23 protein-coding genes are annotated in these 18119 nt (G+C 41.9%); 18 read left to right on the top strand and 5 right to left on the bottom strand.

Annotated features, from left to right (window positions below):
- Window positions 1-80 (top strand): IS3 family transposase (locus LQ216_RS20535; RefSeq protein ID WP_354958877.1); only part of this gene is annotated, 80 nt, incomplete at its 5' end.
- Window positions 81-161: 81 nt separating this feature from the next.
- Here LQ216_RS20535 and pssA read toward each other — a convergent pair.
- Window positions 162-707, bottom strand: a complete 546-nt coding sequence (gene pssA / locus LQ216_RS16630; RefSeq protein ID WP_230130584.1) for a CDP-diacylglycerol--serine O-phosphatidyltransferase — start codon at window positions 705-707, stop codon at window positions 162-164.
- A gap of 170 nt (window positions 708-877) precedes the next feature.
- Here pssA and LQ216_RS16625 point away from each other — a divergent pair, with 170 nt between their 5' ends.
- Complete coding sequence (locus LQ216_RS16625) at window positions 878-1675, top strand: phosphatidylserine decarboxylase (protein ID WP_230130583.1); 798 nt, start codon at window positions 878-880, stop codon at window positions 1673-1675.
- Window positions 1676-1713: 38 nt separating this feature from the next.
- Here the strand turns inward: LQ216_RS16625 and LQ216_RS16620 are convergent, their stop codons facing one another.
- A complete protein-coding gene (locus LQ216_RS16620) occupies window positions 1714-1854 on the bottom strand; it encodes a sporulation histidine kinase inhibitor Sda (protein WP_117307177.1) in 141 nt (46 codons plus the stop codon).
- A 349-nt stretch (window positions 1855-2203) separates the two neighbouring features.
- Here LQ216_RS16620 and LQ216_RS16615 point away from each other — a divergent pair, with 349 nt between their 5' ends.
- From LQ216_RS16615 to LQ216_RS16580, 8 genes are read left to right on the top strand one after another with little or no spacing between them, the layout of a single operon-like run.
- Window positions 2204-2779: a YqeG family HAD IIIA-type phosphatase gene (locus LQ216_RS16615; protein ID WP_230130582.1), complete on the top strand. Its 576-nt coding sequence runs from the start codon at window positions 2204-2206 to the stop codon at window positions 2777-2779.
- A complete protein-coding gene (yqeH, locus tag LQ216_RS16610) occupies window positions 2766-3872 on the top strand; it encodes a ribosome biogenesis GTPase YqeH (protein ID WP_230130581.1) in 1107 nt (368 codons plus the stop codon). The genes LQ216_RS16615 and yqeH overlap by 14 nt, the downstream gene beginning before the upstream one ends.
- Before the next feature lie 15 nt (window positions 3873-3887).
- Window positions 3888-4721: a shikimate dehydrogenase gene (aroE, locus tag LQ216_RS16605; protein ID WP_230130580.1), complete on the top strand. Its 834-nt coding sequence runs from the start codon at window positions 3888-3890 to the stop codon at window positions 4719-4721.
- A gap of 3 nt (window positions 4722-4724) precedes the next feature.
- The gene (gene yhbY, locus LQ216_RS16600) at window positions 4725-5015 is read left to right on the top strand and encodes a ribosome assembly RNA-binding protein YhbY (RefSeq protein ID WP_230130579.1); all 291 of its coding nucleotides are present in this window, start codon (window positions 4725-4727) and stop codon (window positions 5013-5015) included.
- 15 nt (window positions 5016-5030) lie between these two features.
- On the top strand, window positions 5031-5600 hold the full coding sequence (locus LQ216_RS16595) for a nicotinate-nucleotide adenylyltransferase (protein ID WP_230130578.1): 570 nt from the start codon (window positions 5031-5033) through the stop codon (window positions 5598-5600).
- Window positions 5590-6165, top strand: a complete 576-nt coding sequence (yqeK, locus tag LQ216_RS16590; protein ID WP_230130577.1) for a bis(5'-nucleosyl)-tetraphosphatase (symmetrical) YqeK — start codon at window positions 5590-5592, stop codon at window positions 6163-6165. The genes LQ216_RS16595 and yqeK overlap by 11 nt, the downstream gene beginning before the upstream one ends.
- Entirely contained in the window at window positions 6162-6518 is a 357-nt protein-coding gene (gene rsfS / locus LQ216_RS16585) for a ribosome silencing factor (protein WP_230130576.1), read from the top strand. Before yqeK ends, rsfS begins: the two co-directional genes overlap by 4 nt.
- On the top strand, window positions 6515-7261 hold the full coding sequence (locus LQ216_RS16580; protein ID WP_230130575.1) for a class I SAM-dependent methyltransferase: 747 nt from the start codon (window positions 6515-6517) through the stop codon (window positions 7259-7261). The genes rsfS and LQ216_RS16580 overlap by 4 nt, the downstream gene beginning before the upstream one ends.
- 81 nt (window positions 7262-7342) lie before the next feature.
- On the opposite strand, the gene comER is transcribed toward LQ216_RS16580, so the two are convergent.
- Complete coding sequence (gene comER / locus LQ216_RS16575; protein ID WP_230130574.1) at window positions 7343-8170, bottom strand: late competence protein ComER; 828 nt, start codon at window positions 8168-8170, stop codon at window positions 7343-7345.
- 103 nt (window positions 8171-8273) lie between these two features.
- Between comER and LQ216_RS16570 the strand changes: the two genes are divergently transcribed.
- The 3 genes from LQ216_RS16570 (at window position 8274) to LQ216_RS16560 (ending at window position 11752) form a co-directional block, all read left to right on the top strand.
- Window positions 8274-8915, top strand: coding sequence for a helix-hairpin-helix domain-containing protein (locus LQ216_RS16570; RefSeq protein WP_230130573.1), 642 nt, complete (start codon window positions 8274-8276; stop codon window positions 8913-8915).
- Window positions 8916-8989: 74 nt separating this feature from the next.
- The gene (locus LQ216_RS16565) at window positions 8990-9439 is read left to right on the top strand and encodes a ComE operon protein 2 (RefSeq protein ID WP_230130572.1); all 450 of its coding nucleotides are present in this window, start codon (window positions 8990-8992) and stop codon (window positions 9437-9439) included.
- A 15-nt stretch (window positions 9440-9454) separates the two neighbouring features.
- Complete coding sequence (locus tag LQ216_RS16560) at window positions 9455-11752, top strand: DNA internalization-related competence protein ComEC/Rec2 (RefSeq protein WP_230130571.1); 2298 nt, start codon at window positions 9455-9457, stop codon at window positions 11750-11752.
- A 109-nt stretch (window positions 11753-11861) separates the two neighbouring features.
- Here LQ216_RS16560 and LQ216_RS16555 read toward each other — a convergent pair whose 3' ends face one another.
- The gene (locus tag LQ216_RS16555) at window positions 11862-11996 is read right to left on the bottom strand and encodes a YqzM family protein (protein WP_230130570.1); all 135 of its coding nucleotides are present in this window, start codon (window positions 11994-11996) and stop codon (window positions 11862-11864) included.
- Window positions 11997-12358: 362 nt separating this feature from the next.
- Between LQ216_RS16555 and holA the strand changes: the two genes are divergently transcribed.
- The 4 genes from holA to LQ216_RS16535 all read left to right on the top strand — a co-directional run bounded on the left by holA (window position 12359) and on the right by LQ216_RS16535 (window position 16240).
- A complete protein-coding gene (holA, locus tag LQ216_RS16550; RefSeq protein WP_230130569.1) occupies window positions 12359-13372 on the top strand; it encodes a DNA polymerase III subunit delta in 1014 nt (337 codons plus the stop codon).
- 879 nt (window positions 13373-14251) lie between these two features.
- Window positions 14252-15088, top strand: a complete 837-nt coding sequence (locus LQ216_RS16545) for an STAS domain-containing protein (protein ID WP_230130568.1) — start codon at window positions 14252-14254, stop codon at window positions 15086-15088.
- A 182-nt stretch (window positions 15089-15270) separates the two neighbouring features.
- On the top strand, window positions 15271-15753 hold the full coding sequence (locus tag LQ216_RS16540; protein WP_230130567.1) for a GNAT family N-acetyltransferase: 483 nt from the start codon (window positions 15271-15273) through the stop codon (window positions 15751-15753).
- A gap of 31 nt (window positions 15754-15784) precedes the next feature.
- Window positions 15785-16240, top strand: coding sequence for a GNAT family N-acetyltransferase (locus LQ216_RS16535; RefSeq protein ID WP_230130566.1), 456 nt, complete (start codon window positions 15785-15787; stop codon window positions 16238-16240).
- Between the two features lie 159 nt (window positions 16241-16399).
- On the opposite strand, the gene rpsT is transcribed toward LQ216_RS16535, so the two are convergent.
- Window positions 16400-16666, bottom strand: a complete 267-nt coding sequence (rpsT, locus tag LQ216_RS16530) for a 30S ribosomal protein S20 (protein ID WP_230130565.1) — start codon at window positions 16664-16666, stop codon at window positions 16400-16402.
- Between the two features lie 271 nt (window positions 16667-16937).
- Between rpsT and gpr the strand changes: the two genes are divergently transcribed.
- On the top strand, window positions 16938-18056 hold the full coding sequence (gene gpr, locus LQ216_RS16525) for a GPR endopeptidase (RefSeq protein WP_230130564.1): 1119 nt from the start codon (window positions 16938-16940) through the stop codon (window positions 18054-18056).
- The last annotated feature ends 63 nt before the right edge of the window (window positions 18057-18119 follow it).

Here is an 18119-nt window from a genome sequence, read left to right as displayed (position 1 = left end):
AATACAATAACTATCGTTATCAATGGACGCTAAATAAAATGACTCCGGTACAATACCGGAGCCATCTATTAACAGCGTAAATTACTAGGTGCTTTTTTACACTGTCCACTTTATAGGTCACAGTTCAACACAAAACGGAGGGCGTTTCTTCTACAAATTTCTTAAACTTTTTTAAGTTTAAATGGACTGACCATCAAGAATGATAATATAATCATTAAGGATAAGAAAAATACTGGGTGCCAGTACGGTATCGCCAAAAAGCTTAACGTGGTGAGGCAGCCGGCAGCTGTGATTGGCAGTCCCGTAAAGTAACCGTTATTCTCGGTGATATTGAATTTGGCGAGGCGGAATGCGCCGCAGCCAATGTAAAATACAGTGAAGAATGCTCCAGGTGCGCCGAATTCGCCAAGAATTCCCTGATAGATTAGTAGAGCAGGGGCGACGCCAAAAGAGATGATATCGCACATGGAATCAAGCTGTTTGCCAAGTTCTGATTCAATGTTAAACTTTCTCGCAACCATTCCATCGAAGCGGTCGGCAAGCGCCGCCAGGAAGATCAGCAATAAGCTTAGATTTAATTCGGCATTCATTACGGCAATTATAGCAAATCCCCCGAGGGATAGGTTAACGAGCGTAAGGATGTTAGCTGTTTGGGTTTTCAGCTTTTTAATCGTATTGTCCAGAACGTCTGATAATAGTAATTTCAATTTTTTCACTCCTCTCACAACTGGATAAGACAGCTTTTGGAGCAGCTGATCGACAGCAGAGGCAGTGCTGACGAAAGTTACAGTTTATTATATAATAATATTTTATTCCATGCATTATATGCAAGGGCCTTTTAAATTTATTTTATTTCATTACATGGTGGTGTTCACGTTTGCTTCAGCCTTTTTACCGCATATTGATTGAATTAACGAATGGGAAAATTTCCTCAGGCGCCTTGATGCGGTTCAGCCGCTCAAAGTGGAGCCGGCCTTTCATTTCAGGATATGCTAAAGTTTATAACATCAATAAAGAAGAAATAGATGGTGATATCGGGTCTTTTCCGACTCTTCATGATTTATTTACGCGAAGATTAAAGAGTGGGGCCAGGGGGATCAGCGACCTGGAATCGGTCGTTGTCAGTCCGGTGGACGGAGTTTTGGAGGATTACGGGAAGATTACGAGGGATAAGCAGATTACTGTAAAAGGCAAAGTTTATTCCGTCGGGGAAATGCTCGGCGATGGAACGACTGTAACGAAATACATCGATGGAAAGTATATCATTCTATATTTAAGCCCGAGCCATTACCACCGGATCCATGCCCCTGTTGAAGGGGAAGTCACGAACCGCTGGGTCATAGGGAAAAAGTCATTTCCGGTAAACCGGCTGGGTATGAAATACGGGCGGTCCCCGTTATCGAAGAATTATCGAAATATAACAGAAGTGAAGCATGGCAGCGGCCATGTTGCCGTTGTTAAGGTGGGGGCGATGTTCGTCAATTCGATTGTGATCACAGATGAGACGAGCTCTCTTTCAAGGGGCCAGGAATTCGCCTATTTTAGCTTTGGTTCTACGGTTGTTTTGCTTTTCGAAAAGGACACTTTTACAATAGCGGATGGCCTAACTGTCCCCACCGATGTTCGTGTCGGTGAAAGGATTGGCATATTAATGAAGAAAAATGATGGGAAATAAAAAGAGGCTGGTGAAGTAACCAGCCTCGCATATAGAAATTATAGGTTCGTTGTAATTTTGTGTGTCAGTGAACGTCGGTGAATTTCAGTCTCAATGAGACGAATAAAGTCGATGCTTAATTTTAGTTTGCAGGCTTTAGAATGCGACTCGATTAATAAATCATCAGATAGCTTATTCAAAACCGTCTCACCTCCATTATTTTTTTGAAAGGGTCTAATATGGTTTTTTGGAACATAGAATGTTAAGTTATCCTTGATGTATCCTCACTTTATCAGAAATTGGCTTACAGAACAATCGTTCTGTTATCCACATAGCGAAGTGGATAACTTGTGATTAACCTGTTTATAACGGCCAGGTATATACTTAGAACAGCGTGACTAATGTGCATAAACTTATCCACAGAATGGACTTTTAGTGATTTTGTCGAAAAGTTTATCATGAAAAGCGATTATACCAGCTTTTTAGACATATAATTACAGAAATTTGTTAGTGATATTGATTTTTTTGAAAGAAAGCCGGAAATTCGATATGATAGAGACGAAAAATTTGACGGAAAATATAGAGGTGTGGAACTTGATTAAAATATTCTTGCCGAGTGAACATGTGAAAAGCATATTTGATATAACGCCGGAAAGCCTGAAAGCTAAAGGGGTTAAAGGGATTATCACTGATCTGGATAATACGCTAGTGGAGTGGGACCGTCCTACTGCAACGCCAAAGCTGATACAATGGTTTGATAACATGCGAGAGCATGGGATTTTAGTGACGATTGTGTCAAATAATAACGAAAACAGGGTGAGATCTTTTTCCGATCCGCTTCAAATCCCTTTCATTTTCCAAGCTCGTAAACCGATGGGGAAAGCTTTTCGGAAAGCGATAAAAAATATGGGCTTAAAAAGAGAGGAAACCGTTGTGATCGGGGACCAGCTGTTAACGGATGTATTAGGCGGCAATCGCAACGGTTTTCATACGATTTTAGTCGTGCCTGTTGCCCGGACTGACGGGTTTATCACAAAGTTCAACAGAAATATTGAGAGAAGGATTTTAACGTTTTTTAAACGTAAAGGCATGTTGGAATGGGAGGATCCGAATGAGCGTAAATGATATCGTTTGTATCGGCTGCGGTGTAAAAGTCCAGACCGAGGACCCGAAAGAATTGGGCTATGCACCTAAATCAGCGCTTGAAAAGGAAAGCATCATTTGCCAAAGGTGTTTTAAACTGAAACATTATAATGAGGTAAAAGATGTATCCTTAACAGACGATGATTTCTTGAAAATATTACATGAAGTCGGACAGACCGATTCCCTGATTGTTAAAATCGTCGATATTTTCGATTTTAATGGAAGCTGGCTGCCGGGACTGCACCGCTTCGTTGGCAACAATGAAGTGCTGCTGATTGGAAATAAGGCCGATCTGCTGCCTAAGTCAATCAAACCTAATCGAGTTACCCATTGGATGAAAGAATCGGCAAAGGAATTGGGCCTAAAACCGATTGATGTCATGCTCGTCAGTGCGAATAAAGGCAACAATATCGCGGAAGCAGCCGCGGCCATCGACCGTTACCGAAAAGGGAAGGACGTATATGTTGTCGGCTGTACGAATGTCGGAAAGTCGACCTTCATCAACCGTCTGATCAAGGAAGTAACCGGTGAGGGTGATATCATCACGACGTCTCATTTTCCGGGGACAACACTTGATACGATAGAAATCCCGCTCGATGACGGCAAGGCTCTAATCGATACACCAGGGATTATTAATCATCATCAAATGGCGCATTTTGTGGACAAGCGTGATTTGAAGTTCATCACTCCCAAAAAAGAAATCAAACCGAAAGTGTACCAGTTGAATGAGCAGCAAACGCTGTTTTTTGGCGGTCTGGCCCGGTTTGACTATATTTCGGGCGGACGAAGGTCTTTCACATGCTATATTTCCAATGAATTAGACATTCACCGCACCAAGCTTGAAAACGCGGATGAACTGTATCGAAACCATGTTGGCGAGATGCTGACACCTCCGCGCACAGAACAAATGGATGAGTTTCCCGAGATGGTAAGAAGGGAATTTATGATAAAAGAAGAGAAAATCGATGTTGTTTTTTCCGGGCTAGGCTGGGTTACGATCAATGAACCGGGAGCAAAAATAGCGGCCCACGTTCCCAAAGGTGTGAATGTGATGATCCGTAAATCGTTAATCTAATGACAGGGTGATGAAATGAATCAAATATACGGAGTAATCGGTGATCCAATTGAACACTCCATGTCACCTGATATTCATAATGACGCGTTTAACACGCAAAATATAAAAGCGTACTATCACCATTTTCATGTGCGTTCAGATCAACTTCCCGATGCAATAAGAGGGATGAAAGCGATTGGGGTTTCCGGATTTAATGTCACGATTCCCCACAAGCAGGCAATCATCCCGCTGCTTGATGAAGTGGAAGAAGTGGCTCTTGCCATTGGCGCTGTAAATACAGTCGTGAATCAAAATGGGAAGTTCATCGGTTATAACACAGACGGTAAAGGCTTTTTACAAGCACTAACCGAACAATATGGCTCGCCACCCGCCGGGAAAAAGATTATGATTGTCGGTGCGGGTGGTGCGGCAAGGGGCATTTATTTTACCCTTGTTAAAGAAGGCATCCATACGGTTGATATCGCAAATCGGACTCCTGAAAAGGCGGAAAAGCTTGTGGCTGATTGCCCGTATGAGAAGGCTTCACGGGCCCTTTCAATCTCAGAAGCGGAACAGAAGCTGGGAGACTATGATATCATTATCCAGACAACGTCAGTCGGAATGAGTCCAAAGCTGGAAGAAACACCAATTAGGACAGCCAATATAAAAAAGGGAGCTTTCGTCAGCGACATTATTTACAATCCGCTGCAAACAAAGCTTCTAATAGCAGCAGAACAGCAAGGGGCTTCCATTCAAAACGGCCTCGGGATGTTTGCCTATCAGGCGGCATTTGCTTTTGAAATCTGGACAGGGGTTTTCCCCGATAGGGAAAGAATGAAGCAAATTGTCTTGAACAAACTAGGAGGTTAACAGATGTTAACGGGAAAACAGAAAAGATTTTTACGATCAAGTGCGCACCACCTTAATCCGATTTTTCAAGTCGGCAAAGGCGGTGTCAATGACAACCTCATCAAGCAGGTGGGTGAAGCATTGGAAGCGCGCGAGCTATTGAAGGTCAGCGTGCTGCAAAACTGCGAGGAAGACCGGGACACGGTGGCAGAGTCCCTCTCAAAGAGAGCGCGTGCCGAGCTGGTCCAGGTGATCGGAAATACGATTGTATTGTACAAGGAATCAAAGGAAAATAAACAAATCAAGCTCCCATAAGGTGGGGACCCAAACATGAAAAAAATCGGCATTCTTGGCGGCACATTCGATCCGCCTCATATCGGACATTTAGTTGTGGCGAATGAAGTATTGGACGCGTTACAACTTGATCAAATCAGATTTATGCCTAATCACGTTCCTCCCCATAAAGAAAAGACCCAAGACGTCACGGACGAGGCCCGGGTTGAGATGTTGAGCCTATCGATAGAAGGAAATGACTCTTTTTCGATTGAGAAGATAGAGATTGAACGTAAAGGAACCTCCTATACGTATGATACGATCGAGCAGATTCGGCAAAAAGAACCGGACCATGAATTTTATTTTATCATTGGTGCGGATATGATCGAGTACCTGCCTCATTGGCACAAGATTGATGAATTGATGAAGCTCGTCCGGTTCGTCGGCGTGAAGAGGCCCACTTACAGTGAGGTCACCGATTACCCGATTACGATGGTTAATATTCCCGAGATGTTGATCTCGTCCTCTCTTATCAGGGAGAAGATAAAAAAAGGCAAGACGGTGAAATACTTGCTTCCTGAGAAAGTGATCCGTTATATTGAGGAGAATGATTTATATGAATCGTGAGGAAGCACTGCGCCTCGTAAAAGAGCAGATAACCGAACAGCGTTATCAACACACATTAGGCGTTATGGAAACCTCCATTATCCTTGCGGAAAGATACGGAGGGGATCCAAAAAAAGCGGAAATGGCCGCGATTTTTCATGACTATGCGAAATTTAGGCCAAAGGATGAAATGAAGGAAATCATTCTCGCGCAAAAGATGGCCGCGGATTTGCTTATCTATAATTCCGAATTGTGGCATGCTCCGGTCGGCGCGTATCTCGTGGAAAAGGAAGCGGGAATAACCGACCTTGAGATCCTCGATGCGATCCGGTATCATACCTCTGGAAGAGTGAAGATGACACTTCTTGATAAAATTGTTTTTCTCGCGGATTATATCGAACCGGGACGGGCATTCCTCGGGGTGGATGAAGTCAGGGAAACGGCAAAGGAAGACCTTGATCTGGCCGTCATCGAAACGTTGCGGAATACGATCTTTTTTTTAATGAAAAGAAATCAGGCGGTTTATCCTGATACATTTCATACGTATAACGACCTCAGACTAAATTATAAGGAGAAGATGGAATGAATGAACGAGACCTATTAATTACCGCTGCAAAAGCGGCAGACGATAAAAGAGCGGAAGATATCATTGTTTTAAATATGAAAGGCATTTCGCTCGTTGCGGATTATTTCTTGATTTGCCACGGAAATTCAGATAAACAGGTCCAGGCAATTGCCCGTGAAATGAAGGCCAAAGCGCAAGAGCAAGGCTATGAAGTGGAACGTTTGGAAGGATTCGACGAAGCAAAATGGGTGCTGGTTGATCTTGGCGATGTTGTGGCTCACGTTTTCCACCGCGATGAAAGAAGCTACTATAACCTCGAACGTTTATGGGGAGACGCACCGACAGAAGACCTTCATAGTGAATTAAGTCAATGACCTATGAACGTTTTGCCTATGTTTACGATTACTTGATGAGAGATGCTCCTTATGAGCAATGGCTCGATATGCTCATTTCGAGAATGGACCAATACGGAATCGTTGGCAAGGACATTCTTGACCTTGCTTGCGGGACCGGGGAGTTCACCATCGAACTCGCAAAGCACGGTTTTGCCGTGTCTGGAGTAGATTTATCCGAGGAAATGCTTGCCGTGGCAAACGGTAAAGCGATGAATCAGCGATTGAATATCCCGTTCTACCAGCAAAATATGGCGGAGCTTGATGGTCTTGGCGAGTATGATTGTGTCACGATATTTTGTGATTCTCTTAATTATATCCGTGAGGAAAGCGACATTCCGCGCACCTTTAAGCAGGTGCACAGTCACTTAAAGACAGCTGGATTGTTTATGTTTGATGTGCATTCTGTTTTTAAAATGGAACATCTATTCAAAAACAAAACCTTCGCTGTAAATGACGAGGACGTTTCTTACATTTGGGATTGCTACCCTAGTGGAGAGCCGTACAGTGTTGAACATGATTTAAGCTTTTTTGTCTTAGACCATGAAAGCGGCCTTTATGACCGGTTTGAGGAATATCATTATCAACGCACCTATCCGATTGAGCAGTATAAAAAATGGCTTGAGGATGCCGGCTTTGAATTAATGGAGATTCTCTCTGATTTAGAAGAAGAGCCAGTCCATGACAAGACCGAAAGAATATTATTTGTCGCTCGGAAAAAATAACGAACCGTTTGAAAGTGCTAAGGCATCAAACGGTTCTTTTTTTTTGTTTTTTAGAAGGATACTCGCTCTTTACAGCGAATGTTAATAAGGAGTTCCATATTGCTCTTCGATTTTTTCGATTTCTTCCGCGAATTTCTCATGCGTTGCATGGAAAAGCTGCTGAAACATGTCTCCCACTCCAGCATCCAACGCCTTAATCCCTTCACCGGTAATGCCGCCTTTTACACAAACCTTTTCCTGCAGGGTTGGCAATGTGTAAAGTTCCTTTTTTAAAAGCTCTCCAAGACCTACAAGCATTTTCTCTGTTAAAAGTGTTGCCGTCTGTTCATCGATTTTCGTCGTTTTACATGCCCCATCAATGAAAGCCCTCGCCAGGTAACTGAAAAATGCAGGTCCGCAACTGACGATATCAGATGCAACCCTTGTGATGTCATTTTCAATCGTGACCGGTGTCGAGATGCGGGAAGCTAAGTCTATCAAAGCATCCATCCATTCGGAGGAACAGGCTTCACCGAAGCTTAATAGCGATACTCCTGACAAAGCGCGGTTTGTAATGCTTGGTATAAAGCGGGCGCAGCAGCAGTCAAGCTTTGATTCCAATTGCTTCACCGATATCGGACTTGTAATCGAAATGACGCACTGGCTGTTTCTGATATAGGGCTTGATGGCTGTAATGACATGATGAAATTCCAGCGGCTTCACACATATAAAGATAGCGTCAGATTCTTTGACCACTTTTTCGGAAGAATCAACGACTGTTATACCGGCGAACCTATCTTTCAGGGAAAATGATTTCGTGAGTGTCCGATTCGTTATTGTCAGATCTGTTGGTTCGAGCCCCTTTGCTTCAAGGAGCGCTTCAATAAGAATCGTCCCCATATTTCCTGTTCCAATCACACCGATTTTCATTTTCCTCCTCCTCTCTAAGCAGAACTTCTCCTAAAAAACTATGTCACTCAGGATAAACATATGACTGTATACCTTAGAAAATGAACATGGAGGTTTTCAAAGTATGAAAATAGTGCAGAAAAAGAAGCTCGGAATGATCTCGCTGATTATCATCGCCTGTTGTGCCGGTTATTTCTTTTACCAGCAATCGCTTGAGACCAGTAAAAATGAGGCAGATTCATTTTTTCAAGAAGAAAAGCAGCCGACTTTCGCTGCTGAGGAAGAGGGTCCCCAGGCACCTGCCGAAACGAAAACACCAACTGTCGTTAAAGTGGATGTAAAAGGAGCGGTGAAAAGTCCGGGTGTTTTTACGGCAAAATCTGGAGAACGGGTCATTGATTTAGTGGCGAAGGCGGGAAACTTTACGGAAAATGCTGATAAGAACAAGGTCAATCTCGCGCAGCTTGTGGAAGATCAGATGGTCATTTATGTGCCGGAGGTCGGTGAAGATGCCGTGAGTAGCGGTGTGCCGGCAGAGGGGAATGCAGTAGGTTCACAAGGAGCGGAAGGTGATAAAATCAATCTAAATACCGCCGCCGAGGCCGATTTAGATACATTGCCCGGTATCGGTCCCGCCAAGGCAACGGCCATCATTGAATACAGAGAGAAAAGCGGTCCGTTTCAGGCAATTGAGGATCTGAAAAATATTTCTGGAATCGGAGACAAAACATTTGAAAAATTACAGGACTCGATCACAGTTAAATAAGCAGGTCTACCCAAACCAAAAAGAAGAGGGTAAAATGAAGAAAGAAGTCGAATTATGTAAAAAGGGGAGCAACTATGGAACGGATTAGCTGGAATGAGTATTTTATGGCGCAAAGCCAATTGCTCGCGTTAAGGAGCACATGTACAAGGCTGACTGTCGGTGCGACCATTGTGCGCGATAAACGGATCATTGCCGGTGGCTACAATGGCTCGATAGCCGGGGGAGACCATTGTATCGATGATGGCTGTTATGTGATTGATAATCATTGTGTCAGGACGATACATGCCGAAATGAATGCGATTTTGCAATGTGCAAAGTTCGGCGTTCCGACCTCAGAAGCGGATCTATACGTGACGCATTTTCCATGCCTGCAATGCTGCAAGACGATCATCCAGGCAGGGATTAAGACCGTTTTTTACGCGGAAGATTATAAAAACCACCCTTACGCGATAGAACTGTTCAAACAGGCTGGCGTCAAAACGGAACAAGTAGAGATCCAGGAAATATTTGAAATTAAAAAATAGCAGACTGGAGGGTTTATGAATAATCTTCTTTTCTTAGCCGTTTCCGCAACCCTTGGGGTAACGGCTTTTTCTTTTTTTGGCTGGAAGGTCTCTTTTTGTATCATCTTTTTTTTGTCGTTTGTGTATTATAAAAACGGCTATCGCGCCGTCCTTCTTCAAGTGATAACAATCGTTCTCTTCCTTTCGGCAGCATCCGTTGCCGATCACCTTCGCTCCCCCTTCTATACAGGTACAGAAACCTCTTTTCAGATTATCTTTACAGAAATCCCAGACATTGATGGGAACATCCTTCGCGCTGAGGTCCGCTCCGATGCGGATGAAAAACTGCAGCTCAGGTATATCATTCCAACCTTAGATGAAAAACAGCTGCTTGAGCATCAGGCAGCGGTCGGTCTTTCCTGTCCTGTTAAAGGCAGTCTGGAAGAGCCGGAAACAGAGCGGAATGTAAACAGCTTTGATTACCGGAACTATTTAAAGCAGCAGGGAATTTACTGGATACTAAGCGTAGAGAGGTTTTCCTTTCACGATTGTTTCTTCGAAAAAGGAAATATCTTGCATAGCATTAAGAAAATAAGGAGTGCAGGGATCGTTTATGTCGAAAAACATTTTCCGAGAGAAACGAGCGGGTATGTCTCCGCCCTTCTTTTTGGTGAACAAAAGGAAATAAATGAGGATGAGCTTGCCATTTTTCAGCGGCTTGGTCTCGTTCATTTGCTCGCCATTTCCGGACTGCATGTCAGCTTTCTGGCAGGAATCATTTTCTATGCGGGAATCAGGCTTGGAGTCACGAGAGAAATGATGAGTTTATCGATGCTTACTTTTTTGCCTATTTATGTCATTCTTTCGGGAGCCAGCATATCCGTTTGGAGGGCTTGTTTGATGGCAATGATTTTTTTCTTACTGTTGTATCTCAAAAAACATATCCCGATTACAAAATCGATGATCATCGTTTATCTTTCGCTTCTTTTCATACAGCCATATATGCTGTTCAATATCGGCTTTCAGCTTTCATTTGCGGCGGCTTTTTCGATCATTTTGTCTTCGGCGATAGTTCCTCGCTATAAAAGCAGGGCGGTTCAGCTATTCATGGTCAGTTTTGTTTGCCAGATGAGCACGGTACCCATTCTCCTTTTTAATTTCTATGAAGTCACCATTTTGGGCGTATTCCTCAATATTTTGTTTGTGCCGCTTTATTCGATTCTTCTCCCCTTCAGCATACTAGCTTTCCTCATTCACATCGTATATCCTCCCGCAGGTGATTTTTTCATTTATTTTCTCGATTTGATTATTACGGCCAGCAATGAAGTGGCGGGATTTGTTTCAATCATGCCGCTTGCATCCGTCGCTTTTGGAAAGCCGTCATTTTTCCTGATGCTCATGCTCGTATTGGCCATTCTCGTGTTTTTTATAGGCTGGGATTTATCAGCTTTTAAGACCGTTAAATATTTATCGGCTGCGATTGCTCTGTTACTGGTTTTCCAATTATATATTGAAAAGCTCAATCCTTTTGGTGAGGTAATATTCATCGACATCGGGCAGGGCGATGCGATATTAATTAAGCTTCCCTTTGATAAAGGGAACTATTTAATCGATACAGGCGGGCGGCTGATGTTTAAGCAGGAAGCTTGGAAGCAGAGGAGAAGCAGTTTTAATACTGGAAAGGACATTATTGTACCTTTGCTTAAAAGCAAGGGGATCGGCAGGCTGGATAAGCTGATTTTGACCCATCCCGACGCTGACCATATTGGAGGCGTCAAGGAAGTAATCCAAGAAATCGACGTGGAAGAAATCGTCATCGGCAGAGGCTCAGAAAAGGATTATATTCGTGAGGAGTTCATCGATACGGCAAAAGCAAAGAAAATCACCTTTACGGCTGTTAAAAGGGGAGATCGTTGGAAAGCTGGAGAAGCCACGTTTTATATTTTGAACCCTTACCGGGAGGAAGAAGATAAAAATGAATCATCGATTGTGATGTATGCGGAATTTGGCGGTCAGCGCTGGATGTTTACCGGGGATTTAGGCATGGACGGAGAAAAAGAAATTCATAAGGTATTTCCGAATTTGCGGGCAGATGTCCTAAAAGCCGGTCACCATGGCAGCAAAACATCAACATCCGAATCGTTTTTGGATCGACTGCAGCCAAGGATCGCCATTATCTCTGCTGGGAAGGAGAATCGCTATGGCCATCCCCATCCTGAAGTTATGGAAGCTTTGAATGAAAGAAGAATCCATATTTACCGAACAGACAAAGATGGCGCGGTGTCCTACCGTTTCACAAAGCGGAGCGGAACCTTTTCAAGTGTTTTGCCATAGAATGGAGTAAATTAAGATTGGCTACCTGCAAAAAAGAAAAATTTTCTTTCGCAAATTGAAAAAAGACTGCTGTACGCAGCCTTGATACGGTCAACTATGTACCCGATCATTATTGTCCCACGTAATAAATTACGGTAGCGATAATGAACATAGTGGCGAAAAATCCAAAAGCTGCAATAAAGCCAACTGCGGAATCAATAGCGTCATTACGCTTGGATTGCACATTTTTTTCAAATTCGTTCATGTCTACCCCTCCTATTTCCTTTTTAGTATAAGCGATTACAAAAAAAAAATCTACAACTAGCTTATATTCGAAATGTCTCCTTCGCTTTTTCCTTTACTGACAAGAGTTGTCACAAATAGTTTACAACTGAAGGGTGAAAATAAAGATACAAAGCAGCACAGCTTATTTCATTCCTGCAGCTTTCCACTAATACCTACTTTCCATCCTATTACCGCTGGAAAAGGAAGTATCCCGGGCCTTCCTTTCCAGTGTTTATATAGATCGGGAGTTGGCCGGGCAACGGCCAATTCCCATTATATCTTGTCAAATTGTCAAACCACCTATACCATAAAGATAAGAATACATATAAATGAGGCGGTACAGTGGTATTAGATGTTTGGAAAGACCTGAAACGAAAGAAATTTGCACCTGTGTATTTAATTTATGGAACGGAAGCCTTTCTTATTAATGAAACGAAGCAATTATTATTGGAACATGCCCTTACGGAGGAAGAAATCGATTTTAACTTCGCGCAGTTCGATTTGGAGGAAACCCCAATAGAAATAGCGCTCGAAGACGTTGAAACCCTGCCGTTCATGGGGGAAAGACGTCTGGTTTTCATGCACAATCCTTCTTTTTTAACCGCGGAAAAACCAAAACAAAAAGTGGAACACGATATAAAAAAACTGGAGCGATACCTTGCCGATCCTGCATCCTATTCGATTCTCGTATTTACCGCGCCATATGAAAAACTGGATGACCGAAAAAAAATCACCAAGGAATTAAAGCGGAAAGCCGTAACGATCGAAGCGAAAAAGCTTGGGGATAATGAATTGAAAGTCTGGATCAGGGAGCGGGCAGCTGCAAGGACGGTACAAATCGATGAAGACGCCATCGAATTGTTGTTGGATCTTGCCGGGACCAACTTGATGCAACTTTCAAATGAAATAGAAAAAATGGCTTTATACATGGACGAGGAAAAAAGAATCGACGCGGCAACCGTAGAAAAATTGGTCGCAAAATCGCTCGAGCAAAACGTTTTTACCCTGGTTGATAAAGTCCTGCAGAAAAAGGTCGAGGAAGCCATCGCCATCTATCATGAGCTGCTCAGACAGAATGAAGAGCCAATCAAAATTCTCGGCGTTATGGCCAGCCAGGTCAGAATTATGTATCAAGTGAAAGAAATGGCGAAACAAGGATACAGCCAGCAAAAAATCGCCGGTGCGCTCCGGATCCATCCATACCGGGTCAAACTGGCCATGGAAAAAACGGGCCGATTTGACGAAAGAGAACTGCTTTCCATCATAAATGAGCTGGCCGAAGCCGACTACAAAATGAAAACAGGTCAAGCAGAAAAGGAAATCACGCTGGAACTGATGATTTTGAAAATAAGATAAAACCGCAAAACGGAAAATGGACCTTTAGTATTTTTTTGCTGTAAAGTTGGGTGAGCACTCATAAATTGGGGGGCGCTCGTAAATTTGGTTAGACGCTCGTAAATTCAAATCATCGAGCACAAATTCGGATCATCGAGCACAAATTCAAATTATCGAGCAGAAATCTGAATAATCGCTCATAAACATGGTTCCAGGCATGAATTTCGGCTTATAAAGTTTGTAAAGTTAAAAAGGTGAAGCAAAACCAACGGAGCCCCCGTTGCGAGGTGCAAACAATATATTTTAAAGGACAAAATCGTAAAGGTTTTGTCTCTTTTAATTAGGGAGAATTAGTACTTAGAAAAGGAAGATGTTTAATGTCATTATCTTTTAAAGGAGAACGTTATGAAGATAGAGGAATTCTTAAAAGAAATGCCCACTTTTGAAACTGACCATCTTTTATTGCGAAAGATAGAATTAGATGACCTATATAAGTTGAACTAAAGATTACGCATTAATAAATTTTTGGCTCATTTAAGCTCCAGCAGGATAGGCCGGGGAGAAAGCGAGCTTTCTCTCGGCCTATCCTGTTGGAGCAACCTTTCAGCTTTGCTGAAAGGCATGTGAAACTCTGGTTTCACATGAATGAGCCAAAATTAAATCATTAATTCAACTTATATAGATGATGTATTCAAGTTTTCTTCCGACTCAGAAGTGGCACATCATATGACTTGGGAAGTTAATAAATCTAAAGAGGAAACCCTCAATTTTTAGTTGAAGTCGATACTGTGGGTATGCTTGGTAGAAGAGACTCCTTCTAATGAATGCAGAAATCATTCCCAAACTGCGGATTTAAAGATATAATCAATCCAAATAGAATGAACCTGGGGGTAAAGAGTAATGAAATCGTTTTCGGCTGTTGCGAACTATCTAATAGATCATGCCGAACCATTGGCAATTAAAATCGTTGATGATATCATTCAAAGACTTGAAATTGAATTTTCAAAAGAAGAGCTAGAGTATTACTATAAAGTGTATGCTCAGTTTATAATTTTGTCAGCTGAGGGAATCACTTTAGATGGATATGAAGTACCGCAGGGGTTTATAGAAATGAGCAGAAAAAACGGGGAGCGACAAGCGGGAATACAGGGTAGAATCTCAGGTATCATAGGGCGCTATCCTCAAATTCGATTAGGTCTTATCGAACAAATCACTAAAGTATCCATAGAGCATGGACTTTCTACTGAGGAATCGGCCGCAGTAAATAAACGAGTCAACTATATGCTTGACACCACTGTTACTGAGACCATACTTGCCTTTGAACGGCACACAGATAGTGTCATTGATGAAAGAGAAAGAGAGATTAATGAAAAACAAAGAGCGATTAATGAATTATCGGCTCCTATCGTACCTATCCAAGATGGCATTGCTATTCTTCCATTGATCGGTACCTTTGATCCTGAAAGAGTTGAACATATTTTCGATAAGGTCATACCCAGTATTCCGCGCTTACAGGTTGAATGTCTAATTATTGATTTTTCTGGCATCCTGACTATTGATACATATGTTGCAAGTCAGTTATTTAATGTGTATGATGTTCTACGATTGTTGGGAATAAATGTGGTTTTTAGTGGCATTCGCCCTGATTTAGCTACAAAATCTATTAGCTCGGGAATTAATTTTTCAGCTATTAAAACTTATTCAAATGTTAGGCAAGCGATAGAGGACATTAAATAACTATTAAAATCTCATATGGTTATGTGAAAAGGAAGCGATATTTAAGAGATATCGCTTTTAATTTTTTTGTTCAATTTACATACCAATTAAGACAGTACTAGTTAATCAAAATTAATTTGATGTTTACGAACATACATTCTGTTAGTATGCTATACATATATAGAATATGCGGAGGATTTTTTATGAAGACATTAAATGAGGTAGAATTACACGTTTATAAATCTGAATATTCCGAACTCCTTAAGACGTTTAAATTACCGGAAGATCAAGAGCAATTTACTGCATTACCATTAACAATAGAGATGTTGGAAATAACTCACGTGCGGCATCCAATTGTAATATTGAGTGAAAATGTACCAGTGGGCTTTTTTGTATTACATTCAAGTGCGAGGGTAAAAGAGTATACGGATAATCCAAACGCTATGTTGTTAACTGCACTTTCCATAAATCACACCCAGCAAGGTAAAGGATATGCAAAGAAGGGGATGGAACTTCTTAAAAGCTTTGTAAATCAAGAATTTCCTGAATGTAATGAGATCGTTTTAGCTGTTAATAAAAGGAATATCCCGGCACAAAAGCTGTATGAAAGGGTCGGGTACGAGGACACTGGCAGAAGAAAGGTAGGGAAAATTGGAGAGCAATTGATTTTGAGTTTGTCTGTGTAAACAATTGTGGACTCATCAGGGAGGTTGACAAATGATACAGATCTCAATAGCTGAGGCACACGAGTCAGTTGGTATTTTGGAAATTGACAAAGAAGTATTTAGAAACGACAGTAGAAGAAAGTATCTAGAACAAGCGATAGGAGAAAAAAAGTGCTTGGTTGCCAAAAGAGATACTTCAATAACGGGATTCTTAATTTATCATACTGATTTCTTTGATTTCAGCTTTATATCACTTGTCATGGTTCATCCCTTAGAGCGAGGAAAGGGGTATGCCAAATCGATGATGACGTATTTTGAAAAGATCTCTCCCACTAAAAAAATATTTTCGTCAACAAACGAATCAAACGGTAAAATGCAAAAATTATTCTCTTCTATTGGATATATAAGAAGTGGATATATTGAAAACTTGGATGAAGGGGACCCCGAAATAATTTATTTCAAAAAACTGAATGACAACTTTTTATTCAATCCGCGTCAAGAATGTTAATAATAGAGCAGATGTGGAAAATATAATTAGAAAAGAGCTTCGGGAATATTCCCAAAGCTCTTTTCAGTGTTTAACGTTTGTCTACCTTATAACAGAACCCGTTAAAGGCCCATTTTTCCGCATAAAAAAACGATCCGATAGCGGATCGTTCAGCATTCATTATGCGTTTAATGAATTTAGTCTTTTCGTTAAACGAGATTTTTTACGGGCTGCCGCATTTTTGTGGATTAATCCTTTAGATGCAGCCTTGTCTAACTTTTTAGATGCTGTTAAAAGAGCTTCTTTAGCAGCTTCAACTTCATTGTTTGCTAATGCAACTTCAACGTTTTTCAATGAAGAACGCATTGTGGATTTCACAGTTGCGTTTTGAGCACGTGACTCATCGCTTGTTTTCACACGTTTAATAGCAGATTTAATGTTTGGCATTCCGTTCACCTCCTACACAAGAAATCGAGACTATATGAACTCGACTTTTCAAATCGATACTTAAATAGCACAAGTGATATTTTATCAGACTGTGCCTTTTATTGCAATATCGGAATTGAAAAGGAATGATTGTATTCAACAAAAATTTATCCCGGTAAGCGTTATTGTATCACAAAGGCGAATATTAAAAAAGAAAAACAGTCAGAATGATATAGAGGATTTTGGAAAATACTAGAATGAATATGATTGATTTGCAAATTAGGAGGCCGCAATGAAAAGTAACCTTGATTTAAGCAACTATTCTGTCCGTACCGATTTGGCTATAGAAGCCAGGGAAATGAGACTTAATCAAAAAGGCGTTGCCGATGAAAAAAATGTCTCTCAAATCCAGGGCGTTATTATAAAAGAAAAAGAAGTGGACGACTTAAAGATTTCCCTCGTTGAAGTTACCGCAGAAGGTGAAAAAGAGCTAGGGAAGAAACAGGGCAGCTACCTGACGATAGAAGTCCAGGGAATCCGGGAGTCTGATACAGAGCTGCAAAAGAGAGTAGAGAAGGTATTCGCCGATGAACTGGCTCTTTTTTTAAAGCGTATGAATATACCAAGGGACAGCAGCTGTCTCGTGGTGGGGCTCGGGAACTGGAATGTCACACCCGATGCAATCGGGCCAGCGGTAGTGGAAAACCTGGTCATTACGAGGCATTTATTTAAACTGCAGCCTGAATCAGTACAGGAGGGGTTTCGCCCGGTCAGCGGATTTGCGCCGGGGGTTATGGGCATAACCGGAATCGAGACCAGTGATGTCATCCTGGGTGTTATTGAAAAAAGCAAGCCGGATTTCGTGATTGCGATTGATGCACTAGCGGCTCGGTCGATTGAGAGAGTCAACTCTACTATTCAGGTTACTGATTCTGGAATTCATCCGGGCTCAGGGGTAGGAAATAAACGAAAAGAGCTGAGCAAAGAAACGCTTGGGATACCAGTGATTGCGGTCGGGGTTCCGACTGTGGTCGATGCGGTATCGATTACAAGTGACACGATTGATTTTATCCTGAAGCATTTCGGGAATGAATTACGGGAAGGTGACAAGCCTTCACGTTCGCTCGTCCCGGCCGGATTCAGCTTCGGAAAGAAGAAAAAACTGACGCAAGTAGACATGCCCGGCGAAGAACACCGCCAGACTTTTCTTGGAATAGTAGGAACGTTATCGGAGGAGGAAAAACGAGGCTTGATTTCGGAAGTTCTTTCGCCACTCGGGCATAACCTGATGGTGACACCAAAGGAAGTGGATGTGTTTATCGAAGATATGGCTAACTTGCTCGCAAACGGCTTGAACGCAGCGCTTCATCAGTCGATTAATCAGGATAACACAGGCTACTATACCCGGTAACCTATCCTGAAATTCCTGTTCTACTCTTTCTATCAAAGTCATACGTATTAGTAGACAAGCGTT

The organism is Bacillus sp. CECT 9360, assembly GCF_918741275.1.
In the GTDB taxonomy this organism is placed as follows: Bacteria; Bacillota; Bacilli; order Bacillales; family DSM-1321; genus Peribacillus.
The sequence above is the reverse complement of the archived record's forward strand: the minus strand, read 5'-3'. Positions and strand labels throughout refer to the sequence as shown.